This window comes from Algibacter luteus, from assembly GCF_030344935.1.
In the GTDB taxonomy this organism is placed as follows: domain Bacteria; phylum Bacteroidota; class Bacteroidia; order Flavobacteriales; family Flavobacteriaceae; genus Arenitalea; species Arenitalea lutea.
The window spans coordinates 871,655-897,400 of record NZ_CP128313.1; the positions used below are offsets into that span (position 1 = coordinate 871,655).

22 protein-coding genes and 1 tRNA gene are annotated in these 25,746 nt (G+C 34.5%); 15 read left to right on the forward strand and 8 right to left on the reverse strand.

Annotated elements, in window-relative coordinates; genetic code table 11:
• Positions 1–50: 50 nt before the first annotated feature.
• The 6 genes from O5O44_RS03750 to O5O44_RS03775 form a co-directional block, all read right to left on the reverse strand.
• Positions 51–863, reverse strand: coding sequence for a purine-nucleoside phosphorylase (locus O5O44_RS03750; protein WP_019386197.1), 813 nt, complete (start codon positions 861–863; stop codon positions 51–53).
• Positions 856–1,485, reverse strand: coding sequence for a TIGR04282 family arsenosugar biosynthesis glycosyltransferase (locus O5O44_RS03755; protein ID WP_019386198.1), 630 nt, complete (start codon positions 1,483–1,485; stop codon positions 856–858). The genes O5O44_RS03750 and O5O44_RS03755 overlap by 8 nt, the downstream gene beginning before the upstream one ends.
• Positions 1,478–1,972 carry a rhodanese-like domain-containing protein gene (locus tag O5O44_RS03760; RefSeq protein ID WP_289195794.1) on the reverse strand — a complete coding sequence of 165 codons (495 nt, stop codon included), beginning with the start codon at positions 1,970–1,972 and terminating at the stop codon, positions 1,478–1,480. The genes O5O44_RS03755 and O5O44_RS03760 overlap by 8 nt, the downstream gene beginning before the upstream one ends.
• A gap of 9 nt (positions 1,973–1,981) precedes the next feature.
• Positions 1,982–3,037 (reverse strand): arsenosugar biosynthesis radical SAM (seleno)protein ArsS, encoded by a 1,056-nt coding sequence (gene arsS / locus O5O44_RS03765; RefSeq protein ID WP_289195795.1) that lies wholly within the window; start codon positions 3,035–3,037, stop codon positions 1,982–1,984.
• Between the two features lie 191 nt (positions 3,038–3,228).
• Entirely contained in the window at positions 3,229–3,564 is a 336-nt protein-coding gene (locus O5O44_RS03770; RefSeq protein ID WP_019386201.1) for an arsenosugar biosynthesis-associated peroxidase-like protein, read from the reverse strand.
• A 130-nt stretch (positions 3,565–3,694) separates the two neighbouring features.
• On the reverse strand, positions 3,695–4,837 hold the full coding sequence (locus tag O5O44_RS03775) for an acyl-CoA dehydrogenase (RefSeq protein ID WP_289195796.1): 1,143 nt from the start codon (positions 4,835–4,837) through the stop codon (positions 3,695–3,697).
• Positions 4,838–4,976: 139 nt separating this feature from the next.
• Here O5O44_RS03775 and O5O44_RS03780 point away from each other — a divergent pair, with 139 nt between their 5' ends.
• The 10 genes from O5O44_RS03780 (at position 4,977) to O5O44_RS03825 (ending at position 13,688) form a co-directional block, all read left to right on the forward strand.
• Positions 4,977–6,038, forward strand: a complete 1,062-nt coding sequence (locus O5O44_RS03780) for an anhydro-N-acetylmuramic acid kinase (protein WP_289195797.1) — start codon at positions 4,977–4,979, stop codon at positions 6,036–6,038.
• 157 nt (positions 6,039–6,195) lie between these two features.
• Positions 6,196–7,422: a Glu/Leu/Phe/Val dehydrogenase dimerization domain-containing protein gene (locus tag O5O44_RS03785; RefSeq protein ID WP_289195798.1), complete on the forward strand. Its 1,227-nt coding sequence runs from the start codon at positions 6,196–6,198 to the stop codon at positions 7,420–7,422.
• A 6-nt stretch (positions 7,423–7,428) separates the two neighbouring features.
• Positions 7,429–8,829, forward strand: a complete 1,401-nt coding sequence (nhaD, locus tag O5O44_RS03790; protein WP_289195799.1) for a sodium:proton antiporter NhaD — start codon at positions 7,429–7,431, stop codon at positions 8,827–8,829.
• Positions 8,830–9,077: 248 nt separating this feature from the next.
• Positions 9,078–9,779, forward strand: a complete 702-nt coding sequence (locus O5O44_RS03795) for a MotA/TolQ/ExbB proton channel family protein (protein WP_019386206.1) — start codon at positions 9,078–9,080, stop codon at positions 9,777–9,779.
• Position 9,780: 1 nt separating this feature from the next.
• On the forward strand, positions 9,781–10,173 hold the full coding sequence (locus O5O44_RS03800; protein ID WP_019386207.1) for an ExbD/TolR family protein: 393 nt from the start codon (positions 9,781–9,783) through the stop codon (positions 10,171–10,173).
• A 4-nt stretch (positions 10,174–10,177) separates the two neighbouring features.
• Positions 10,178–11,026 carry an energy transducer TonB gene (locus O5O44_RS03805; protein ID WP_289195800.1) on the forward strand — a complete coding sequence of 283 codons (849 nt, stop codon included), beginning with the start codon at positions 10,178–10,180 and terminating at the stop codon, positions 11,024–11,026.
• Between the two features lie 3 nt (positions 11,027–11,029).
• Entirely contained in the window at positions 11,030–12,247 is a 1,218-nt protein-coding gene (locus O5O44_RS03810) for a bifunctional folylpolyglutamate synthase/dihydrofolate synthase (protein WP_289195801.1), read from the forward strand.
• Between the two features lie 62 nt (positions 12,248–12,309).
• Positions 12,310–12,384, forward strand: a tRNA-Val gene (locus tag O5O44_RS03815).
• A gap of 52 nt (positions 12,385–12,436) precedes the next feature.
• A complete protein-coding gene (locus tag O5O44_RS03820) occupies positions 12,437–12,685 on the forward strand; it encodes a GIY-YIG nuclease family protein (RefSeq protein WP_289195802.1) in 249 nt (82 codons plus the stop codon).
• 232 nt (positions 12,686–12,917) lie between these two features.
• The gene (locus tag O5O44_RS03825; RefSeq protein ID WP_289195803.1) at positions 12,918–13,688 is read left to right on the forward strand and encodes a LuxR C-terminal-related transcriptional regulator; all 771 of its coding nucleotides are present in this window, start codon (positions 12,918–12,920) and stop codon (positions 13,686–13,688) included.
• Positions 13,689–13,831: 143 nt separating this feature from the next.
• Here O5O44_RS03825 and O5O44_RS03830 read toward each other — a convergent pair whose 3' ends face one another.
• A complete protein-coding gene (locus O5O44_RS03830) occupies positions 13,832–15,112 on the reverse strand; it encodes a UDP-N-acetylmuramoyl-tripeptide--D-alanyl-D-alanine ligase (protein WP_289195804.1) in 1,281 nt (426 codons plus the stop codon).
• Positions 15,113–15,200: 88 nt separating this feature from the next.
• Positions 15,201–16,892: a gliding motility lipoprotein GldJ gene (gene gldJ / locus O5O44_RS03835; protein WP_289195805.1), complete on the reverse strand. Its 1,692-nt coding sequence runs from the start codon at positions 16,890–16,892 to the stop codon at positions 15,201–15,203.
• Between the two features lie 261 nt (positions 16,893–17,153).
• Here gldJ and porU point away from each other — a divergent pair, with 261 nt between their 5' ends.
• The 5 genes from porU (at position 17,154) to O5O44_RS03860 (ending at position 25,735) form a co-directional block, all read left to right on the forward strand.
• Positions 17,154–21,035 carry a type IX secretion system sortase PorU gene (gene porU / locus O5O44_RS03840; protein WP_289195806.1) on the forward strand — a complete coding sequence of 1,294 codons (3,882 nt, stop codon included), beginning with the start codon at positions 17,154–17,156 and terminating at the stop codon, positions 21,033–21,035.
• Between the two features lie 98 nt (positions 21,036–21,133).
• Positions 21,134–22,336, forward strand: a complete 1,203-nt coding sequence (gene porV, locus O5O44_RS03845; protein ID WP_019386214.1) for a type IX secretion system outer membrane channel protein PorV — start codon at positions 21,134–21,136, stop codon at positions 22,334–22,336.
• A 93-nt stretch (positions 22,337–22,429) separates the two neighbouring features.
• On the forward strand, positions 22,430–22,912 hold the full coding sequence (gene cdd / locus O5O44_RS03850; RefSeq protein WP_019386215.1) for a cytidine deaminase: 483 nt from the start codon (positions 22,430–22,432) through the stop codon (positions 22,910–22,912).
• A gap of 186 nt (positions 22,913–23,098) precedes the next feature.
• Positions 23,099–24,097 (forward strand): pyruvate dehydrogenase (acetyl-transferring) E1 component subunit alpha, encoded by a 999-nt coding sequence (pdhA, locus tag O5O44_RS03855; RefSeq protein WP_289195807.1) that lies wholly within the window; start codon positions 23,099–23,101, stop codon positions 24,095–24,097.
• Between the two features lie 3 nt (positions 24,098–24,100).
• Positions 24,101–25,735 (forward strand): pyruvate dehydrogenase complex dihydrolipoamide acetyltransferase, encoded by a 1,635-nt coding sequence (locus tag O5O44_RS03860; RefSeq protein WP_289195808.1) that lies wholly within the window; start codon positions 24,101–24,103, stop codon positions 25,733–25,735.
• Positions 25,736–25,746 lie beyond the last annotated feature (11 nt).

Sequence of the window (25,746 nt, forward strand, 5' to 3'; positions counted from 1 at the left end):
TTTAAGTTAGCAGTGAATAAGAACTGCAATCAGAATCCTGAAGACTTATTTTATAATGTTTTAATCAATTCTTTAAAAAGTGTTACCATTTTGGGTTCGGCTTTTCCTGCCATAGCGATAATTTCTGCAATGTCAACCGGGGCTAGGTTATCTGGGTCGCACTCATCGGTTAATACTGACACTGCTGCAGCTCTTAATTTTAAATGATTCGCCACAATAATTTCAGGAACGGTACTCATGCCCACGGCATCTGCTCCTATTAATTTTAGCATACGATATTCAGCTCTTGTTTCTAGTTGCGGCCCAACCACACTGGCATAAACACCTTCGTGCAACTTAATATTATTGTTTTTGGCAATAGTCTTAAATTTTGAATTAATTTCGGCGTCGTACGGCGCGCTCATGTCTGCAAAACGTTCGCCTAAAGTTTCTACGCCTTTAAATGCTAGAGGTGAGCTACCTTGAAGGTTGATGTGGTCTTCAATAAGCATTAATTCGCCTTTTTTAAAGTTTAAATTAATAGCTCCTGAAGCATTAGAAACAAGTAAGGTGTGGATTCCTAATTTTTCCATAATACGCACAGGATAGGTAACATCTTGCAACGAGTAGCCTTCGTAAATATGAAAGCGCCCTTGCATAACTACTACTTTTTTGCCGGCCATAGTACCGTAAATAAGTTTGCCTTTATGAAATTCTACGGTGGCAGTTGGGAAATTTGGAATATGGTTATAACTAACCTCTTTTATGATATCTATATCGTTTATTAACTGACCTAAACCGGTGCCTAAAATGATGCCTATTTCAGGTTTGTCGAAACCTTTATCATGTAAATAATCAACCGTTTCTTTAATGTACTTAATCATGTAATTGCTTGATTTTTTCTTGTAAGTTTATGTTGTTTTGATAGAATTTTGAATCAACTAAATCTTCAAAAGTATCAATATCGTTTAAAGTATCTAAGGTAGTAAATGTGACGTTGTTTTTCTTTAATTCTGAAAGTGTTTTTTCTAATAAATTATCTTCGCTCCATGGTTTATTATTAAAAACAAAATCATGCATTTTTGATAATCCTAAAAGGTAGTAGCCACCATCAACAGCAGGACCAAATACGACTTCGCTTTGCTTTAAAGCTTGTAAGCCCTTGTTAATATGATTAGCGGTTATATCGGGTAAATCTGAGCCAATTAAAACAATGTGATCATAACCATCTTCAAACCCTTTTTTAAAGGCGTTTTTCATACGCTCTCCTAAATCTTTGCCTTGTTGAATCGCTTTTTGTTCGTTTTTCCATTGGCTGTCAACAACAGCTTCAGAGAAGTAAATACATTTATCTGCTGAAAGGTTTTGTGTTGCTTTTTCGGTAACTTTTACCAATTCAGAATAAACCACAAACGCACCTTGATTGCCTATGGTTTTGGCGAGTCGCGTTTTTACGTTGCCTAATTTTAAGTTTTTTACAAAAACAATAACAAGTGCTTTACTCATATACTTTTATTCCTTTTTTTAGCCATTTGCTCCATATTTTGGAAAATGTATGGATAGAGTCTGTTGGGGTTTCTTGAGCATTCAATACTTCTAAATCGTTGTTTTTCCATTCGAAAATACCACCGTATAAATTATAAACATTCGAGTAACCTGCTTTTTTGAGTTTTTCTGCGATATCTTCAGAACGAATACCTAAAGAGCAATACACCACAATTTTTGAATCTTTTTCAGGTAGTTTTTCTTGAATAGAGTCCAAATTAAAAAAATCGTATCCTACGCAAATGGCATTTTTTAAATGGCTGGTTTCAAATTCATTTTTTTCACGAGAATCTAAAATAATCACTTCATCTTTTTCATTAAGAAGTTTTTCGACAGAGATGTATGGAACGCTTTCTGTGTTATGTTTTTTTAGCAACTTCGACAGGTTTTTCTGGGAGAAACCTAAAGCTGAAATACATAAAAAGAGTATAATAATTAAATTTTTCATTTTGTTGTTCTATGCAACACTACCTTGACAGCTGCTTCCAGCGCCAGCGGTACAACCATAACAGTGTTGTGAAATGACTATATTTCGTCCTTCTAAAAGCGATTCGTTGTATTCTGAAATGTGTTTTACTTTGCTGTTTACAGGCAATTCTAACATTTGATTAAAATCGCAATCATACAAATAACCATCCCAACTTACTGAAAGCGTATTTGTACACATAACATTTGCTACAGCAGTCGGATTATAAGCTTCAACTAAAGCATACATGTAATCTTCGTAGTTTTCTGAAGCGATTAAATAATCTAAAAAACGAGAAATTGGTAAATTAGTAATAGCGAATAAATTGTGAAAATGAATATTAAAATCTTCTTTTAAAGCCTTTTTAAAATCTTTTTCCATAGCGGCTTGGTCGCCAGGTAAAAAGGCACCCGAAGGGTTATAAACCAAATCTAGTTTTAAACTGCTTTCTGGCATACCATAGCCAACAGCATTAAGCTCTTGAAGTGCTTTTATGGATGCATCAAAAACACCATCGCCACGTTGTTTATCGGTTTTTCCGCGTGTCCAATGTGGCATTGAACTTACGACGTGGACGTTATGTTTTTTAAAAAATTCTGGTAAATCGTGATATTTTTTGTTAGCTCGAATAATAGTAAGGTTAGAACGAACTATAAAATCTTTTATTCCTGCTTTGGCAGCTTCTTCAACAAACCAACGGAAATCTGGATTCATTTCTGGTGCGCCTCCGGTTAAATCTAGTGTATGAGCGCCTGTATTTTTTATAACTTCTAAACATTGACGCATAGTATCTCGCATCATGATTTCTTTACGGTCTGGACCCGCATCAACATGGCAATGATCGCATACTTGGTTGCACATATAGCCCACATTAATTTGCAGAATTTCGAGTTTTTTAGCTTTAAGTGGAAATTGATTGGATTCAGCAATTTTATTTTTAAAAGTTGGCAATTCGCCATTTTGGAAAATACCGTTAGATAGAATTTCTAATTGCCTATTACTATTTGCTAAATCGCTTTCGCGTTTATGTAGAGACTTTGTTGCCATTAATTGTCTTTTGTTTAATATAAGCTATTGTGTTTAAATTTTAGTTGAATGTCGCGTTAGGGATTGAAGCGGCATACTTTTTTGCTTGTTACTTAGGTCCTTTTTTGATCAATAATTAGGAAGCAAAAAAGTTAAAGCGGAAAGCCCGACCCTTGTGGAAACCTGCCTACCGGCAGGCAGGCGCCCAAAATTTACCCATCTAACTTATTTACTTTATTCATCATTTGAACACCATGCACCAAGGTAGCTCCACCTTTTATGGCTGCACCAACGTGTATGGCTTCCATCATTTCCTCCTTTGTAACCCCGCGCTGAAGCCCGTCTTTAGTGTACGCGTCAATGCAATAGGGGCATTGCTCTGTGTGTGCTACTGCTAGAGCGATTAATGATTTTTCGCGGGCGGTAAGCGCGCCTTCTTCGAAAACTTTACCGTAATACTCGAAAAATTTATCACCTAATTCTTGGTTCCAATCGCTTATTTTTCCAAATTTTTTTAGGTCTGCTGGATCGTAATATGTTTTCTGCATAAAATATTTTTGCTTAAAGATAGAAATCTAGTTTATTATGTCGGAAGCTTTATGCCAAAATAACAAAAATCGCCAATTAATATATAAAAGGCGATTTTTTAAAAGTAGCTAGTTAATGGAGATAATATAATTATTGCTTTATTAGGCTTCTTGAAATTACTATTTTTTGAATTTCGGATGTGCCTTCGTAAATCTGAGTAATTTTTGCATCTCTCATAAGGCGTTCTACATGATATTCTTTTACAAATCCATTTCCACCGTGAATTTGTACTGCTTCTACGGTGTGTTCCATGGCAACTTTAGATGCGTATAGTTTAGCCATGGCACTTGAATAATCGTAATTATTGCCTTGGTCTTTATCCCAAGCGGCTTTCATTACTAAATGTCTTGCTGCATCAATGTCGGTTGCCATATCCGCAAGTTTGAAAGCTATGGCTTGATGGTTGCATATTTCTGTTCCGAAGGCTTTACGTTCTTTGGAGTATTTTAATGCCAACTCAAAAGCGCCAGAGGCAATGCCTAAGGCTTGTGCAGCGATTCCAATACGTCCTCCAGAAAGGGTTTTCATTGCAAATCGGAAGCCTGAACCATTCACTCCAATTCTGTTTTCTTTTGGCACTTTTACATCGTTAAATTGTAAAGTATGTGTGTCGCTACCACGGATGCCTAATTTATCTTCTTTAGGTCCTATATCAAATCCTTTTGTGCCTTTTTCAATAATAAAAGCATTTATGCCATGCGATCCTTTATCTCTATCAGTTTGTGCAATTACAATGTAAACATCGGCGCGCCCACCATTTGTTATCCAGTTTTTGGTACCATTAATTAGATAGTGATCACCTTTGTCTATTGCAGTGGTTCTTTGTGATGTGGCATCGCTGCCAGCCTCAGGTTCACTCAAACAAAATGCGCCAACAAACTCCCCAGTTGCAAGTTTTGTAAGGTATTTTTGTTTTTGCTCCTCTGTTCCGTAAGCTTCAATACCGTAGCAAACCAAACTGTTATTTACAGAAACAATTACAGATGCCGAAGCGTCTATTTTTGATAATTCTTCCATAATAAGAACATAAGAAATAGCGTCCATTCCACTACCTCCATATTTAGGATCTACCATAATGCCCATAAATCCTAAATCGCCCATTTTTTTAACAAGTTCTTGAGGGAATTGTTGTTTTTCATCGCGCTCAATAACTCCTGGTAGTAATTCTGTTCTGGCAAAATCGCGAGCCGCATCGCGAATCATTATATGTTCTTCAGAAAGGCTAAAATTCATAATTCGTAATTAAAATGTTGTTTTGATAAAAAATGTTTACAAATATAGCTTTTTAATGTGAATTCCTAAAAGCAAATACATGATTTCACGAGTTTAATCTTTTATATATTTACCCAAGTTAATTACTTTTACGTTTAAGATGAAAGACGATTACTTTGTTGTTGGTGTTATGTCCGGAACCTCATTAGATGGTATTGACTTAGCCTATATTAAATTTTCTAAAAAAGTACAGTGGGGTTTTAAAATTCTGAAGGCAGAAACCATTAAATATCCAACAAGCTGGTATGAAATATTAAAGGGCTTGACAAATACGAGTCTGCAAGAATTAGAAGGAATTGATATAGCGTATTCAAATTATCTAGCACAAGTAATTCAAGGGTTTATTAAAAAACATCAAATTAAAAAATTAGATGCTGTTTGCTCGCATGGGCATACTGCATTACATCAACCTGACCAAAAATTAACCTATCAAATTGGAAACAAACCCCATTTAGCACAAGTACTTCAACAAACAGTAGTTTGCGATTTTAGAGTGCAAGATGTAGAATTGGGAGGTCAAGGGGCGCCGTTAGTGCCTATTGGAGATAAGTTGCTGTTTTCACAATACGATTTTTGTTTAAACCTTGGTGGGTTTGCTAATATTTCAACCGATGTCAATCAAGAGCGTATTGCTTATGATATTTGTCCAGTAAACATTGTATTAAATCATTATGTGATACAACTTGGTTATGACTTTGATGATGAAGGTAATATTGCAGCTTCCGGAAAAGTGCATGATGAATTACTCAATCAATTAAACGCGCTTGACTTTTATAAAAAGGAATATCCAAAATCATTAGGATTGGAATGGGTGAATACAAATATTTTTCCACTTATTGACGAATTTCAATTACCAGTATCTGATGTATTATGCACTTTTGTTGAGCATATTGCAATTCAAATTGCCTTCCAGATAAATAAACGAGAGAAATCTACTTTTTTAATAACTGGTGGAGGGGTTTATAATACCTTCCTTATAAATAGACTTAAAGCACTTACGCATCAAACTATTATAATTCCAGAAAAAGATGTCATAGAATTTAAGGAGGCTTTAATTTTTGGGTTTTTAGGCGTTTTAAAACTTGAAAATCTAATAAATTGTCTCAAAAGTGTTACTGGAGCGTCAAAAAATCATAGTACCGGTAAGATTTTTCAACCTTAAATTTCACATAAAATTAATCTGATTGGATTTTTAGTTTTTATATTTGTTACATTAATAATTTTAATTCGATTTATATGACTCAATTATAGCTACACCTTTTTTTACCTTCGGAATAACAAAAATGTATGCTAATTATCAATTGAATATAATATAGAGAATGAAAGAATTATTAAAAATATACGAAAACAAAGCGCCTGAAATAGTCTTTAATTGGAAAGATTCTGAAACCGATGCAGAAGGATGGGTAGTTATAAATTCTTTACGTGGTGGTGCAGCAGGTGGCGGAACACGAATGCGCAAAGGGCTAGATATGAATGAAGTTTTATCGTTAGCGAAAACCATGGAAATTAAATTTACGGTTTCTGGTCCCGCCATTGGAGGCGCTAAATCTGGAATTAATTTTGACCCTAAAGACTCAAGAAAAAAGCAAGTATTAGAACGTTGGTATGCTGTGGTTTCTCCGTTGCTTAAAAGTTATTATGGTACTGGTGGAGATATGAATGTAGATGAAACTCATGAAGTTATACCAATTACGGAAGAAAGTGGTGTTTGGCATCCTCAAGAAGGTGTTTTTAACGGACATTTTAAACCCACTGAAGCCGATAAAATAAACAGAATTGGGCAATTACGTCAAGGTGTAATAAAGGTTATTGAAAATCCAGATTATTCGCCAGATGTATCCAAAAAATATACCGTAGCCGATATGATTACTGGTTTTGGTGTGGCCGAAGCGGTAAAACATTATTACGATATTTATGGTGGTTCAGTGAAAGGAAAACGTGCAGTAGTGCAGGGTTTTGGTAATGTAGGAGCCGCTGCGGCATTTTATTTATCAAAAATGGGTGCAAAAGTGGTTGGAATTATCGATATTGGTGGAGGCTTAATTAATGAAGATGGATTTACATTTAATGACATTTGTCATTTTTTCCTTGCTAAGAAGGGTAATACATTAGCAGCCGATAATTTAATCCCTTTTGAAGAGATTAATAAAAGAATATGGTCGTTACAAACAGAAATTTTTGTGCCTTGTGCTGCATCAAGATTAATAACGATTCATCAAATAGATGAAATGATTGATAGTGGATTAGAGGTTGTATCTTGTGGCGCAAATGTGCCATTTGCGGATACAGAAATTTTCTTTGGACCTATAATGGAACATACAGATTATAAAGTCAGTTTAATACCAGACTTTATATCAAATTGTGGAATGGCTCGAGTTTTTGCTTATTTTATGGAAGGTAAAGTGCAAATGACAGATGAAGCCATTTTTAATGATACATCAAATAAAATAAAAGAAGCAATAGAAAAAGTTTACAATAAAAATAAATCAAAAACAGAAATCAGTGCTACAGCTTTTGAAATAGCACTTAACCAACTAGTATAACATCATATGGAAACAGCAATTATTTTAGTATTCGTCATGGGCTATTTAGCCATTACTTTAGAGCACAGTATAAAAATTGACAAACTTATTCCGGCACTGGTCATGATGGCCATTTGTTGGGCATTAATTGCTTTAGGGCTTGATACCTTCCCACAATGGTTTGATTCAGCCAAACACTCTCTTTTAGAAGGCTTCGGAGCATTAGGGTCAGAAGAAAAAATGCATATGATGGAAGAAACGCTCTTGCATCATTTAGGTAAAACTTCTGAAATTTTAGTTTTCCTTTTAGGAGCTATGACCATTGTTGAAATAATTGATTACTTCGATGGTTTTTCAACCATTAAAGACTTTATCAAAACAAAAAAGAAGAGTAAAATCCTATGGATTTTTGCCATACTAGCTTTTATTCTTTCTGCAATCATCGACAACCTTACAGCTACCATTGTACTCATTTCTATTCTTCAAAAAATTGTTAAAGATAGAGATGTGCGAATTTGGTTTGCAGGTTTAATTATTATTGCTGCAAATGCCGGTGGGGCTTGGTCGCCAATAGGTGATGTTACAACTACCATGCTCTGGATAGGTAAAAAAGTAACTACAGGACATTTAATAGGGTATTTATTATTTCCATCATTTTTATGTATGGCGGTTCCAACATTTATTGCTTCATTCCTTCCAGCTTTTAAAGGCGATTTAGAGTTTGAAGAAGTTGAAGAAAAGAAAAAATCTAAATTCAGCAGCACCATGCTTTATTTAGGCTTGAGTGCAATTGTATTTGTTCCAATCTTTAAAATGGTAACACATTTACCACCTTATGTTGGTATGATGCTTTCATTAGGAGTTGTAGCTACATTCGCAGAGATTTATAGTAGTTCTAAGTTTAGCATGACCGAACATGGTTCAGAAGAAAGCGATGCTCACGCCATGCATAGCCCAGTACACTATTCGTTATCTAAAATAGAATTACCAAGTATCTTATTCTTCTTAGGTATTTTAATGGCCGTTGCCGCTTTAGAATCCTTAGGAATACTATTCAATTTTGCAGGTTCGCTTCAAGATACTATGCCAATGTTAGGAACAGAATTACATCAGGAAGGTCATAAAGGCGTTTCAGATTTAGTGGTTTTATTACTAGGTGTAGGTTCCGCAGTAATCGATAACGTACCACTAGTAGCAGCCAGTTTAGGTATGTTCCATGAGCCAATCGATAACGAATTGTGGCATTTCATTGCATATTCAGCAGGAACGGGAGGTAGTATGTTAATTATCGGTTCTGCCGCTGGTGTTGTAGCTATGGGGATGGAAAAAATCGATTTCTTCTGGTATCTTAAAAAAATTGGGTGGTTAGCATTGGTAGGCTTCTTAGTAGGTGCTGTGGCATTTATGTATACAAGAACCTTGTTCTAGAATTAGAGTATTCATTTTTTGGCGCCTGCCTGCCGGCAGGCAGGTTACCTAAGGGTCGGGTTATGCGCTATATCTTTTTTTGCTGTAAATGGCAGCAAAAAAAGGATGCCGCTACAATTCCTAACGCAAATGCATTACTTTGTTTTAAGTCTAATAGTTTATAATTAACGTATATAAAACATTAGAAAAAAATGTATTATACTTTAATAAAAAAAGAAACGTTATACATTTGCAACAAATAATATTCTATGCTCAATACATTATTACAAAACACACAAACCGAAACAGCAGTGTTAACCGATGGAGAGTCTGTTGAAAAAACACTATCTATTATCGAATTAATAAGCAGCGGAGGCGCTGCAGGACAAGTTATTATAGCTGTTCTGTTTTTGCTCCTTGTCGGTGCAATCTATATTTATTTCGAGCGGATATTTGCAATTAAAGCTGCGTCTAAAGTTGATGCTAATTTCATGAATCAGATAAAAGACCATGTTAGCAATGGTAAAATTGATTCGGCTCAAGTGCTTTGTGCGCAAGTGAATACGCCTGTATCTCGTTTAATTGGTAAAGGTATTTCTAGAATTGGAAAGCCACTTGCGGATATTAACACAGCTATTGAAAATGCGGGTCGTTTAGAAATTTACGGATTAGAAAAAAACGTTAGTATTCTGGCAACAATTTCTGGAGCAGCACCCATGATTGGGTTCCTTGGTACAGTAATTGGAATGATATTAGCAATATTTGAATTAGCTAACGCAGGAGGTTCTATCCAAATGGATGTTTTAGCAAGTGGATTATATACTGCTATGACAACTACTGTTGCAGGTTTAATTGTAGGTATTGTGGCTTATATGGCTTACAATCACTTGGTTGTTAAAACCGATAAAGTGGTGTATCAAATGGAAGCAAATTCATTAGAGTTTTTAGATCATTTAAACGAGCCTACATAGTATGAACTTTAGAGGAAGAAATAAAGTAACACCAGAATTCAATATGTCATCAATGACAGATATTGTATTTCTACTACTTATCTTTTTTATGATTGCTTCTACCTTAGTTACCACAAATGCAATAGATATTCTATTACCTAAAGCCAGTGGTAAAACAGAAAACAAAAAATCTGTTGCGGTAAGTATTAAAAAAGATTTAACGTATTATATAGACCAGAAACGTGTTGGCGAAAGTGTATTAGAGAATGAATTAATGGCAGTTTTAGCATCTAAAGATAAACCTACCATAATACTAAGAGCTGAAAAATCTGTACCTGTAGAAAATGTAGTAAAGGTTATGGATATTGCAAACCGAAATAAGTTTAAAGTTATTTTAGCGGTTAAACCAAAATAGAATAATGAAGTATTTCAAAACTAAACACGAAAAGAATTCGGCAAAATTAACAGCGTTAATTGCTATTATTTTGTTGCTTTTGTTGTTTGTTGTTGGTACTACATATATGGATCCGCCGGAGGAATATGGTGTTGCAGTAAATTTTGGAAATTCAGATTTTGGTAAAGGCAATGTACAGCCTTTAAAGCCTGTGAAGTCTGAGCCATTAAAAATTGAAGAACCACCGCAACCCGATGTTTCAAAATCGGAACCTACCAAATCATCAGAAACTAAAGAGGAGGTTTTAACTCAAGAAGATGCCGAATCTATAGCTATAAAAAAGCAAAAAGAAGCAGAAGCAAGGGCAAAAGCTATTGCAGATGCCAAAGCAAAAGCCGAAGCTGATAGAATTGCAAAAGAAAAACGCGAGCAAGAAGAAAAAAAGAAAAAATTAGATGCCTTAATTGGAGGTGTAAGCAAATCTGAAGGCTCGGAAACCGGTAGCGAAGGAAATGACAACCAATCGGGAGATAAAGGTCAGTTAGATGGTAATCCGTATGCGCCTAGTTATTTTGGTGGACAAGGAACTGGCAGTGGAGGTGTTGGTTATGGCTTAAACGGACGTGGCAACGCTTCATTCCAAAGGTTAAAACAAGATTGTAATGAGTCTGGAATGGTAATTGTTAAAATTGTAGTTAATCAAAGTGGAAATGTCGTTTCAGCAGAACCTGGTCAAAAAGGAACTACAAATACAGCACCGTGTTTATTAGAACCAGCAAAAAAAATAGCCTTATCTCATAAATGGCCAGCAGATCCTAAAGCACCAACACGACAATTAGGGTTTGTTAGTGTTAACTTCAAACTAAGTCAATAGTCAATGACATATCAAGATACACTTAATTGGATGTTTTCTCAACTACCAATGTATCAAAGGCAGGGTAAAACGGCTTTTAAAAAAGATTTGACGAACACCTTAAATCTCGCAAGTCGCTTAAATCATCCAGAACTTAAGTTTAAATCGGTTCACGTTGCAGGCACCAACGGTAAAGGTTCTTCAAGCCATATGCTGGCTTCAATTTTGCAAGAATCAGGATATAAAGTTGGTTTATATACTTCACCACATTTAAAAGATTTTAGAGAACGCATTAAAATTAATGGTAAGGAAGTAAGTAAACAATTTGTTATTGGTTTTATTAAACGAAATAAGGTTTTTTTTAAAGCTCATAAATTGTCGTTTTTTGAAATGACCGTAGGCATGGCTTTTGATTATTTTGCAAAACAGAAAGTAGATATTGCAATTATTGAAGTTGGGTTGGGCGGACGATTAGATTCAACAAATATTATTACTCCTGAAGTTTCTGTAATTACTAATATCGGGTTAGACCATACGCAGTTTCTTGGTGATACTCTTGAGGCTATAGCTTATGAAAAAGGAGGAATAATTAAACCTAGAATACCGGTTGTAATTGGCGAAAACCAAAAAGAAACGACTCCTGTATTTAAAAAAATAGCAGAAGAAAATCATTCAAATATAGTTTTTGCAGATAAAGAGATTACCTCAGATTATAAATCCGATTTAATAGGGAGCTACCAATCTAAGAATATTAAAACTGTAATTCAAACTATTAAAACGCTACAAAAAAAAGGTTTCAAAATATCAGAGAACAATTTGAAACAAGGTTTGCAAAATGTTGTAAAAAATACCGGGTTACTGGGGAGATGGCAAACATTAAATTTAAACCCTAAAGTAGTTTGCGATACAGGACATAATAAGGAAGGTTTAAACTATGTTATGCAACAACTATCAAATGAGACTTTTAATAAATTACTTATTGTATTTGGTGTTGTAAATGATAAAGATTTAACTTCAATAATAGGCTTGCTGCCTAAAAAAGCAACATACTATTTCTGCAAACCAGACATCCCAAGAGGATTAGATGCCACTGAACTAAAAAACGTATTTTCTAAATATAATTTGAAAGGCGAAGCATATAATTCTGTAAATGAGGCCTATGAAATGGCTTTAAACAATGCTGATATACATGATTTTGTATTCATTGGAGGAAGTACTTTTGTTGTAGCAGAAATAATTTAAATTTTTATTGAAAAAGTTTTTGCAATATTAAAAACTAGGTTATATTTGCAGTCCAATTTAGAGGGCGCGTAGCTCAGTTGGTTCAGAGCACTTGGTTTACACCCAAGGGGTCAGGGGTTCGAATCCCTTCGCGCCCACAGAAAAATCCTGATAGATTCTATCAGGATTTTTTATTTCTAAAAACTCAACATGGGATTTTACACTTACATATTGTACTCATCAATTTTAGATAAATATTACGTTGGTTCTACGAATAATCTAGAAGCACGCCTTTCGAAGCACTTGTCGAATCATAAAGGTTATACTTCTAGAGCAAAAGATTGGGTTGTAAAATATCATGAATTGTTCGCAACCAAAACTGAAGCAAGAAGTCGTGAAATGCAAATCAAGAAATGGAAAAGTAGGAAAAAGATAGAACAATTGATTTTCGAGAAATAGCTGGTTCAGAGCATCCCGATTTTCATCGGGAGGGTCAGGGGTTCCAATCCCTTCGCGCCCACAGAAAAATCCTGATAGAATCTATCAGGATTTTTTATTTCTGCTCGTTTCGATTTTAAAATGGCTTAGATTGTGAATTATGTATTTAATAAACTCGCATTTGCTTAGTAATTAATTATTGTAGGAAAGCTTTAGGTTTTTTTCTATTTTTAGAAAAAAAAGTCTCACATCTATGAATACGCGTACAATTAAAGAAGCTTACAAAGAAATTTTTAAATCGCACGATAATCCTTCATTAGAAAAACACATTGAAAAAATAATAGAATTGGATGCATTCATGCCCTATAATTCTACGTTTTTTTGTATCACAAATACACAAAATTTAGCCTTTGAATATATAAGTAAAAACCTGACTGCTTGCTTAGGTATGGATAGGGAAGAGCTTAAGGCTAAAGGCATGAAATACCTCTGGAGTAAAATGCATCCAGATGATTTAGAAGTTTGGTTAGAGGCCTTAAATGAGCTTATGAATTTTACATTAAATGAGATTCCTGTTTCTGAAAGAAACAAAATGAGCTATACATGGAATTATCGATTAAAGAATAGTAAAGATGAATACGTAAATGTGATTCAGAATACAACACCACTTGAATTCGATAATAAAAATAAGCCTATTATTGGATTAGCTCATTATACGGTATTATCAAATCATATTGAAATGCAAGTTTGTGCTTCTGCAAAGATATTAAATGATAATAACGAATATGAAACAGTATATTTCAATAATTTTTCTCAGAAATTATTGTCTGATGGTATAAGTAATCGGGAACGCGATATTATTAGACTTTTGGTGTTGAATTACAGTAGCAAAGAGATAGCAAAAAGACTTAATATTACTGCCAATACTGTGGATACACACCGAAGAAATATTCTAAAAAAATTAAAAGTATCTTCCACTGGAGAAATTATTGGTATGTTAAAAAATAATAAAATTCTTATATAATTTGTAAAATACTCAATTTGAGTATTGCTAAATCGGAATTAAAGGTGCATCTTTACATTGCTATTAATTAGTTCTTAGGGAGAATTATATTAAATGAAGTGTCAGTTTATTTTAAACTGGCATTTTTTTTTGAATAATTTTTATTAAAGTAGCTCTAGAATGCGCTCTAATGCCATTCCTCTTGATCCTTTTATTAGAATTGTTTGATTTTTTATTTTTGAAAAATCAAAATTATTTTTAAAATCATCAAAAGATTGATACTGGGTTTCAGTATCAGAATTTGTTTGAGAATTATAAAAGTTTTGTCCTATGAAAATAATTTTATCTAAATCTAAAGAACATGCTAAATCAGTGATATTTTGATGTTCTTTTTTAGCTTCATTTCCCAATTCGAACATATCACCTAATATGGCTAGTTTTTTACCAGATTGTTTTTCAAAATTTAATAATGCCGCGCGCATACTGCTCGGGTTAGCGTTATAGGCATCTAAAATGATTTTACTAGAATTTTTAGTGATAATTTGAGAACGATTGTTAGAAGGGATATAGCCTTCAATTGCATTTTTAATATCTTCGTTATTAACCTTAAAATAGTGCCCAATAGCTATTGCTGCCGCTATATTATTAAAGTTGTAATCGCCTATAAGTTGACTTTGAATTTCTAAGTTGTCATATTTGCATGTTACGAAAGGTTGTGCTTCTAAAAAAGTAACCTCAATGTCGATACCTTCGGTAGCGTTACCAAAAATGTATCTTTTAGTGGTCATAGTTTTATCAATTTGAATAGCATCGTTGGCATTTACAAAAACAAGTTTATTATTAGAAATTAAATAATTATACATTTCACTTTTCCCTTTTATAACGCCTTCAATCCCTCCAAAACCTTCTAGATGGGCTTTCCCAAAATTTGTAATATAACCATAATCTGGTTGTGCAATTTGGCAAAGGAATTCAATTTCTTTTTGATGGTTTGCGCCCATTTCAACAATGCCTATTTCTGTATCCTTACTCATGGATAATAAGGTTAATGGTACGCCAATATGATTATTTAAATTACCAATAGTTGCGGTTGTGTTATATTTTTTAGATAACACTGCATTTATCAATTCTTTCGTAGTGGTTTTTCCATTACTGCCTGTTAGCGCTATTATCGGGATTTTTAAATGATTTCTGTGAAAGCTAGCCAGTTCTTGTAAAGTCTTTAAAACATTGTCGACCAGAATGGTGTTCGGAGAGTTATTATATTTTGCTTCATCTACAATGGCATATTTTGCATCTTTATTTAATGCAGATTCGGCATATTTATTACCATTAAAATTATCGCCTTTTAAAGCGAAAAACATATCATTTTTATTAATGTTTCTAGTATCTGTAGATACTGCATTGCATTTTAAAAAAAGTGCGTGTAGTTCGGCTGTTTTCAAAAATTTAATATTTGTTTTGCGAAAATAAAAGTATAAAAAAAGGTTCTAACTAGAGTTAGAACCTTTATGTTATTTTAAGAACTAAATTTTAGTTTTTCTTTTTGGTTTTATTTTTACTCTTTGATCCAACTCTAGACATAGCACATCTAAATCCAATATAATCTGTTGCCATATCTTGCGGGAAGTAACGCCTTTGAGCAGGGTCTAACCAGTACTCTCTATCTTTCCAAGAACCTCCTTTATAAACTCTTACCTTATCATTGATTAAAGATGTTCTACTGTTTCTTTTGTCGTATTCTCTAATAATATTCCCTAAAGAATCTCTGGTAATAGTATGTTTCGGAGAATTGTACATTTTTCTGGTTTCAGATTCAGCTCCACCTTCATTTTCATCATCATTAAAGCTTTCAAAATAGCGAGAAGAACGTTTGTCTCCGTCTCTAAAGTTTATTTGGTCACTTTTATCAAAGTTTGAACGTAAGTAAGTTTCGTTTTCATCCACAGGAACCTGTAAAATTTCACCAGGTAAATTTCTTGCAACAACTTTACCGTTAGATAAAGTGTCATAAACAATATCATCTATAGTTACCACTTTTACAGTACCGTCGTCGTTTAATGCATTTTTCGTATAAACATTTCCACGGTAGTAGTTAAAATCATTAAATTCATCATCAATTATAGGTCTGTAAACATCTGCAACCCATTCGGCAACATTTCCAGCCATATCATATAATCCAAAATCGTTAGGTTCGTATGATTTTACGGCGTTGGTAATATCTGCACCATCGTCAGACCAACCAGCAATTCCACCATAATCACCTTTTCCTTGCTTAAAGTTCGCCATTTGGTCGCCACGTATTTTACGCTTACCCGAACGAGTGTATTGTCCGTCCCATGGGTATTTTTTACGACCACGATATAGGTTATAACTTCTAAGTTCACTTAAACCTAAAGCAGCATATTCCCATTCAGTTTCTGTTGGGAGTCTGTATTTTGGTGAGATAATTCCAGTTTCACGAGTAGCAAAAACACCAGATTCGTTACCATCTTCATCAACTCTTACATTTCTTCTTCCTCTACCTTCTGGTCTGATAATTTCTTCATTACCACCATACGTCAAAGTAGGTGCATTGATGTATGTATCTGTACTAAATGTTTGTTCAGAGTCAACATCTGTAATTTTGGCATCACGTTTTAAATATCCAGCTTTTTCTAAGTAGAATTCATTGACACGATCTGATCGCCAGTTTGCAAATTCAACAGCTTGAATCCAACTTACTCCAACTACAGGATATTCACCGTAACCAGGATGACGTAAGTAATTCTCCGTCATAACTTCGTTAAAGCCTAAACGATTTCTCCAGACTAAAGTGTCTGGTAAGGCACCATGATAAATGGCTCTTATGCTTTCGTCAGATGGCGGATAAACGCGTTTAATCCAATCTAAGTATTCCATATACATAGCATTGGTTACCTCGGTTTCGTCCATATAGAAAGATTGAACATGTTGCTGATTTGGGCTATTATTCCAATCATGCATAACATCGTCTTGTACACGTCCTTTCGTGAATGTACCGCCTTCTATAAAAACTAATCCTGGAGCCGTTTCTTGTTCTTTGAAGTCTGTATTGTACTGGAAACCACCCTCTCTAGAGTTTATGTCCCATCCAGTAGCTCTGGAGCTGTTTTTTGAACTCGAAGATTTTTTACAACTAGTTGATACCACTGCTAGTGCTAAAACTAATAAAATCTTGAATGCTACTACTTTTTTCATATCCATATTTTAAGTAAGCTAATAATAATTTTGGTGCTGCAATATAAGAATTAAACCTAATAACGCAAGCTGTTTTCTGCATTTTATCCAAAAAATAGTGTATTTCGTCCTATTTTTATGTATTTCAACGATGATTTTGACCTTTCAAACCATAGTTTTGTGTTGTATTAACGCATGATTTCATAATTTATTATTGTATTTTTGAATCAGTTTTTAAAAAAGTGGATTTTTTAATAATAACAATCCGCTAAAGACGTTATTTTATCAATGAAGAAGAAAATTTTATTATTACTACTGACGTTTTCGGTAGGTGTGTTTGCACAACAAAAAAAGTATACCATTAATTGGGAGGAGTCTAAAACTTTAACTGGCGGTAGTTTTTCATTTGAAATACCCGCTTTCAATCCAACGTATTTTAATTTTGATTTAGATAAAGGATTACGGTTTGTAGATCAATGGGAATCAAAGGGATTGGTGAACGAATCTTCAGTTTCTGTGACTAATGTGGTGTATCAACCTATAACGAAAGCAGATTTAAAGGATTTAAACATCAATACAATTCCCAACACTTTACAATTCACCTTAAAAAATACTGTAGCAAGAAATAAAAGGTATATCTATTTTCAACTTTCGCCTATAGTAAAGGATGAGAGCAACCGTTTTAAAAGAATTACTTCCTTTCAGGTAAATTATAAAATTGGTTCATCAAATAACCAAACGTTTTTAAAAAACAACAACGCTTCCAGAGTAATTTCGAATTCTGTGTTGAGTTCTGGTGAATGGTATCGGTTTTATGTAGATACCACAGGGGTTTTTAAGCTTTCAAAAAGTTTTTTACAGCGTTTGGGCGTGAATGTGAACAATGTAGATCCGAGAACTATTAAATTGTTTGGTCATGGTGGACGCATGATTCCGTATTCAAACGCAGTAAACTACCTTTATGATGTGCCTGAAAATGCAATTAAATTCGTAGGTGAAGCAGACGGCGAATTTAATAATGACGATTATATTTTGTTTTATGCTCAAGGACCAAAAGAGTATAACATAGAAAAAGGTACGCATATAAATTGTTATACCGATAAAACCTACTACTACATTAATGTAAGTTCGGGGAATGGTAAGCGTATCCAGCCATTTAATCAACCCATTGGTAATGTAGATATGATTATTGATACTTTTGAAGATTATCAATTTCATGAGGTTGATGATTATAACCTAGTGTCTCTTGGTAGACGATGGTTTGGTGATAAATTTGATGTAGATAGCTCGAAGTCTTTTGAGTTTAATTTTCCAGATTTGGTAACCACCGAACCAGTAAATTTAAAAGTAGTTTTTGCAACGTCAACAACAGCAGACAGTCAAATCAATATAAGTGTTAATAATGCAGCAGTTTCTTCATTGTTTATTGGAGGGGTGTCATCACCAACATTTGCAAATGGATCTACTTATAATGGTGATGTTAATGTAAATTCCTCTAAGGTTTCCGTTGGACTTGATTTTGATAACTTAGGAAACCCAAGTATTATTGGGTATTTAGATTATATTGGAGTTAAAGCAACCCGTAAACTAAATTTTAATGGAGAGCAATTTTTATTTAAAAACTCAGATGTGGCAACCGCTTCAGGAATTGGGCAGTATAACATAACAAATACCGCGAATCTTTCAGAAATTTGGGATGTTTCAGATTTATATAATGTTGCAAATTTTATTAATGTTGATCAAGCATCAACTTTAAGCTTTACAGCAACACTTGGAAGTTTAAAAAGCTACATAGCGGTATCACAATCAGATTATTATGTTCCTAAATTCGATTCACAAACTTCTATAGCTAATCAAAATATTAAAGGAACAATTTTTCAAAATACACAAGGTGATTTTCAAGATGTCGATTACATAATCGTAGCGCCAAATAACATGCTTTCTCATGCTGAAAAATTAGCGCAAATTAATAGAAATCAATATGGTTTAAATGCAAAAGCTATCGGGCTAAATGAGATTTATAATGAGTTTAGTTCTGGAAATCAAGATATTGGAGCTATAAGAAATATGGTGAAATATGTTTATGAAAATGCAAGTTCAACAGAGAACAGAATTAAATACTTGTGTTTATTTGGCGATGGTTCTTTTGATTATAAAGATAGAATCCCAAATAACACTAATGTTGTGCCTTCATGGTACTCTTATAATAGTTTTAGTTTAGCTACTTCTTTTGTTTCTGACGATTTTTATGGTATGATGGATGATTCTGAAGGAGCCATGAATACATCTGACTTATTAGATATTGCCGTTGGAAGAATTCTTGCAGATACACCGCAACGCGCCAAAGAAATGGTAGATAAAATCGAGTCTTATTATATAAAGGAAGCCTATGGCAGTTGGCGAAATAATTTTGTTGTAATTTCTGATGATAATGATAGTAAGCTTCTCGGGGAATTACAAGAAACCACAAATGATATAGGTGACCTTGTGTCTCAAGAAAAGCCGTTTATGAATGTCACTAAAATACATACGGACGCGTTTCAGCAAGAATCTTCGGCTGGAGGTGATCGATATCCCGATGTTACAAACGAAATTGTTAATGCCATTGACAATGGTGCACTGGTAGTCAATTATTTTGGTCATGGTGGTGAAGAAGGTTTAGCCGAAGAGCGCATTTTGTTAAAGCCTGATATTACCGAATTTCGGAATGTTTGTAAACTCAATTGCTTTGTAACAGTAACTTGCGAATTCACTAGATTTGATAATCCGTACAGAGAAACTGCAGGCGAATTTACGTTTTGGAATAAAGATACGGGAGCGGTAGGATTAATCACAACAACGCGTCAAGTATTTGTGAATTTTGGGATAACTTTTAATGAAGAATTAGGGCAGTATTTGTTTTCGTATAACGATAATGATGCTTATGAAGATTATGAATATCCTTCAATGGCAGAAGCTTTAAGGCTAGCTAAAAACGATCCATTAATTTCAGGAAATAGCCAAAAAAGTTTAGTGTTTTTTATTGGTGATCCTGCCATGAAATTGGCATTTCCAGAACCCAATATTAAACTCACCAAAATTAATGATGTGCCAATTGGTCAAGCCACAGATACTTTAAAAGCTCTGAGTTATGTAAAATTAGCTGGCGAGGTTACAGATCTTTCAGGCAATCTTTTAAGTAATTATAATGGAACCCTATCGACCACTATTTATGATAAGTTTATAAACAGACAAACTTTGGCTAATGATGGGATAAGAGATAGTAATGGCGTCATTATTCTAGATTTCTCTACACTAGGTGAAATTATTTTTAGAGGTCAAGCCTCGGTAACGAATGGCCAATTTGAATTTGATTTTGTCGTGCCAAAAGATATAGGGCTTCCAGTAGGTCAAGGAAAAGTTAGCTTTTATGCTAAAAATGAAACTTCAACTCAAAACCAAGCAGGGGCAGATATAAGTTCAGTTAAAATAGGAGGGCTTAATGAAAATGCGCCAGAAGATAATACGGGTCCAGTTATTACATTATATATGAATGATGAAAACTTTGTCACAGGAGGTATTACTAATGAGTCGCCAACGCTATTAGCTAAATTAGAAGACGCCAATGGAATTAATACGGCTAGTGGTATAGGGCATGATATTGTAGCCATAATTGATGGCGATGAAACGAATCCCGTTATATTAAACGATTATTATCAAACGGAAGTGGATGATTATACCAAAGGAACCTTAAGTTTTTTATTTAGAGATCTTGAGCCTGGGTTGCATACTTTAACTTTAAAAGCATGGGATGTTTATAATAACTCGTCAATTGCTGAAATTCAGTTTGTGGTATACGATGAAGATCAAAGTTTAGTGATTAACAATGTACTTAATTACCCAAATCCGTTCGTAAATTATACAGAATTTTGGTTTAATCACAATAGTTCGGAATCTTTAGACGTTTCTATACAGATATTCACGGTCTCCGGGAAATTAGTTCGAACATTAAATGGTCAAACCACAGGTGGTATTAAAGCAACGAGTTCGTTGTCAAGAGATATAGTTTGGGATGGAAGGGATGATTTTGGAGATAAAATAGGAAAAGGTGTTTATATTTATAAACTTAAAGTCCACTCAAACTTATCAAATAAAACAGTAGAAAAAATAGAAAAACTTGTAATTCTTTAACCAAATGTGTCGTTTGTCTGTAATGATTTTTAGTATGTTACAGAATTATAAAGCAAGTTTTAAAATAAAAATTATATTTGCTAACTAAAATTGAATTCATGAAGAATCAAATATTACTATTAATAACTCTTGCTTTTATATTTAAAGCTAATGCACAGGAAACCATCATTTTCCCTAATCAAGAAAGAAGAGTTATAACAACGGGTGTACCGTTTTTATTAATTGCTCCAGATGCACGAGCTGCAGCTATGGGAGATATGGGAGTTGCCACTTCTGTAGATGCTTTTTCACAACAATGGAATCCTTCAAAATATGCGTTTTCTGAAACGAAATCAGGAGTTGGCGTTAGCTATACCCCATACTTAAGTAAGTTAGTAAATGATATTTTTTTAGGAAACGTGACCTATTTTAATAGAATAGATGAGCGTAGTGCATTTTCGGCAAGTTTAAAATACTTTTCTTTAGGAGATATAGAGTTTGTTACAGATGAATTTTCAGAAGCACTTATTCAAAGACCAAATGAGTTGACAATAGATGCATCCTATGCTTTACGATTAACTGACCAATTTGCTATGGCAGTTGCTATGCGTTATTTACGTTCAGATTTAAGACTTGATGGTGTAGATGGCGATGCAACTCCAGCAAGTACTTTTGGTGTTGATATTACCGGTTACTACCAAAGTGAAGAAGAAGCGTATGCCGATTTTAATGGACGTTGGAGAGCAGGATTTGCAATTCAAAATATTGGTCCGAAATTTAAATATGATGAAGGTGGGCAAGAAAACTTTCAACCAACTAATTTAAGGCTAGGAGCAGGATTCGACTTTATATTTGATGATTATAATAAAATTGCAGTTACTGCTGAAATTACAAAACTTTTAGTGCCAACACCACCTGTATATGGTTATGTGGATACTGATGGTGATGAAAATCAAGATAGTGATGAGCCAACCATTATCGTAGAAGGGAAAGATCCGGATGTAAGCTTCCTTTCAGGAATGTTCCAGTCGTTTGGTGACGCCCCTGATGGTTTTAGTGAAGAGATGAAAGAATTCACATGGGCCTTAGGAGCAGAATATTTATATCAAGATTCATTTGCATTTAGAGCAGGTTATTTTAATGAAAGTGAAGACAAGGGAGCTCGTAAGTTTTTAGCTTTAGGAGCCGGTTTCAAAGCCAATGTTGTTAATATCGATTTATCATATTTGTTTTCAGCATCTAAAGTTCAAAGTCCGTTGGAAAATACTTTGCGATTTTCACTTACTTTCAATATCGGAGCTGGCGAGTATAACGAATATTAGTAACAACTAAATAAACGTATTAAAAAACTATTGCTATTTAGCAGTAGTTTTTTGTTTAAAGGCTTTTCTTAACTTTATTATTTACATTTGAATATGAAGGAAAAAAAAATAGAATCGACGTTATATGTTTTTGATAGCATAAATGAGCTATCAAACCAAGTAAAGGCACTAATGCAAAAAGCTATAGAAGCTAGGGCTAATGCTTATGCGCCGTACTCCAATTTTACCGTAGGAACAGCAATATTGCTAGATAATGGCCAAATTGTTACTGGTAGTAATCAAGAAAATGCTTCTTATCCGTCAGGGTTATGTGCAGAACGTACTGCCATTTATTATGCAGGGTCTCAGTTTCCAGAGGCAAAAATGTTACTTATTGCCATAACAGCGGGCTCGAAACGAAATCAAACCACCAAGCCTATTCCGCCATGCGGCGCTTGCAGACAGGCAATAGCTGAATATGAAATAAAACAGAAAACACCTATAGAAATCTATTTTATGGGCGAAACGGGAGCCGTAGCTAAATCCAATTCACTCGCTAATCTTTTACCTTTTGTTTTTGATAAATCTGTATTATAGAGCAATTATAACGATGTAGTTTTTCAGATATGTAAGTTTTTGATATAAAAAATTAGTAATTGGTTAATCTATCAAGAATAATTTAATTGAATTTTTATTTTTTACACTTTCGTTAATTAGGGTTTTTTCAATACAACACAATGTGTTACTTTTGTATTTCGCTAATTAGTAATATAATATCATTCGATGCAAAAAATCACAAAAGAAGTTTACCTTAAATGGTATGAGGATATGTTATTCTGGAGAAAGTTCGAAGACAAACTTGCTGCCGTTTATATCCAACAAAAAGTAAGAGGGTTTCTTCATTTATATAACGGTCAAGAAGCTGTATTAGCCGGTGCTTTACACGCCATGGATTTAACTAAAGATAAGATGATTACGGCATATCGTAATCACGTTCAGCCTATTGGAATGGGTGTAGACCCAAAACGTGTAATGGCAGAATTGTATGGTAAAGTAACTGGAACTTCCCATGGTATGGGAGGTTCGATGCACATTTTTTCTAAAGAATTTAGATTTTATGGCGGACATGGCATTGTAGGTGGTCAAATCCCATTAGGGGCTGGAATTGCTTTTGGTGATAAGTATCACGGAGTAGATGGTGTTACTTTATGTTGTTTCGGAGATGGTGCAGCAAGACAAGGTTCACTTCATGAAACTTTTAATTTAGCAATGCTTTGGAATTTACCGGTAGTTTTTGTTTGTGAAAACAATGGTTACGCCATGGGAACTTCTGTTGAACGTACTGCAAATCATACTGAAATCTGGAAACTAGGTTTAGGGTACGATATGCCTTGTGGACCAGTTGATGGTATGAATCCGGTTAAAGTTGCCGAAGCTTTTGATGAAGCAATCACACGTGCTAGAACTGGTGGCGGACCAACATTCTTAGAGTTAAAAACATATCGCTATAGAGGTCATTCTATGAGTGATGCGCAGCATTATAGAACCAAAGCTGAGGTTGAGGAATACAAGAAAATAGACCCTATTACACAAGTAAAAGATATTATTCTTGATAAGAAGTACGCCTCTGAAGACGATATTAAAGTAATAGATAAGCGCGTTAAAGAACGTGTTGCTGAATGTGAAAAATTCGCTGAAGAATCTCCATTCCCAGAAAAGCAACAACTTTACGACATGGTTTATGAGCAAGAAGATTATCCATTTATTCAACATAAATTATAAAATATGGCGATAGTAGTAAATATGCCGCGATTAAGCGACACGATGGAAGAAGGAACCGTTGCTGCATGGTTAAAAAAAGTAGGAGATAAAATTGAAGAAGGTGATATTCTAGCTGAAATTGAAACCGATAAGGCTACAATGGAGTTTGAATCATTTAATGAAGGTACATTGCTTCATATAGGTGTTCAAGAGGGCGAGACTACAAAAGTAGATGAGCTTTTGGCTATCATTGGAGATGAAGGTGAAGATATATCTGCGCTTTTGAGTGGAGGTGGAAGCAGTGATGCTGGTGAAACTAAAGAAGAGGCAAAACCTGTTGCCGAATCAAAAGTAGAAGACGCAGCTAAGCCAGAAACAACATCAGCACCAGCTGAATTACCAGAAGGGGTGATAGTTGTGACTATGCCACGTTTAAGTGATACTATGGAAGAAGGTACTGTTGCCACTTGGTTAAAGAAAGTTGGCGATACGGTTAATGAAGGAGATATATTGGCTGAAATTGAAACAGATAAGGCTACTATGGAATTTGAATCATTCCAATCTGGTACTTTATTAGAAATAGGATTACAAGAAGGAGAGTCTGCAAAAGTAGATTCACTTTTAGCAATAATAGGTCCTGCAGGAACAGATGTTTCTGGAGTTGCAGCTAATTTTGCATCAGCAGCAGCACCTACAAAAAAAGAAGAAGCGCCTAAAGCAGAAGCTAAAAAGGAAACTCCTAAAGCCGCTGCATCTAGCGCTCCTGCTAAATCGAGTAAACCTGCACCTACGCCAGTTACTGAAAACGGACGTGTGTATGTATCTCCACTTGCTAAAAAATTAGCCGAAGAAAAAGGTATTAATTTATTGAAAGTTCAAGGATCTGGAGAAAATGGGCGTATCGTAAAACGCGATATAGAAAATTATGAGCCTGCAGCTGGAGCCGCTGCGGTTGGTAAATTTGTGCCTTCTGGACAAGAAGATTTTGATGATGTAGATAATTCGCAAATGCGTAAAGCGATTGCTAAGGCATTAACAAATTCTAAATTCTCTGCACCTCATTATTATTTAAGCGTAGAGTTTGATATGGAAAATGCTATGGCATTCCGAGCGCAGTTCAATTCTATACCAGATACCAAAATTTCGTATAACGATATTGTTGTTAAAGCATGTGCTTTAGCATTAAAACAACATCCTCAAGTAAACTCGCAGTGGTTTGCAGATAAAATGCGTTTAAATAATCACGTACATATTGGTGTGGCTGTTGCTGTACCAGATGGTTTGGTTGTACCTGTAGTAAGGTTTGCTAACGAGCAATCTTTACCTCAAATTGGTGCAGCTGTAAAAGAGCTTGCAGGAAAGGCTAAAAACAAAAAGTTAACGCCAGACGAAATGCAAGGTAGCACGTTTACGGTGTCTAACTTAGGAATGTTTGGTATCGATACGTTTACATCAATTATTAACCAACCAAATTCAGCCATTCTTTCAGTTGGAAACATTGTTGAAAAACCAGTGGTTAAAAATGGTCAGATAGTAGTTGGGCATACCATGAAATTATCATTAGCATGCGATCATAGAACGGTTGATGGTGCAACAGGAGCTTTATTCCTTCAAACGTTAAAAGGATATATTGAAAACCCTGTTACTATGTTAGTATAATCAATTCCTGC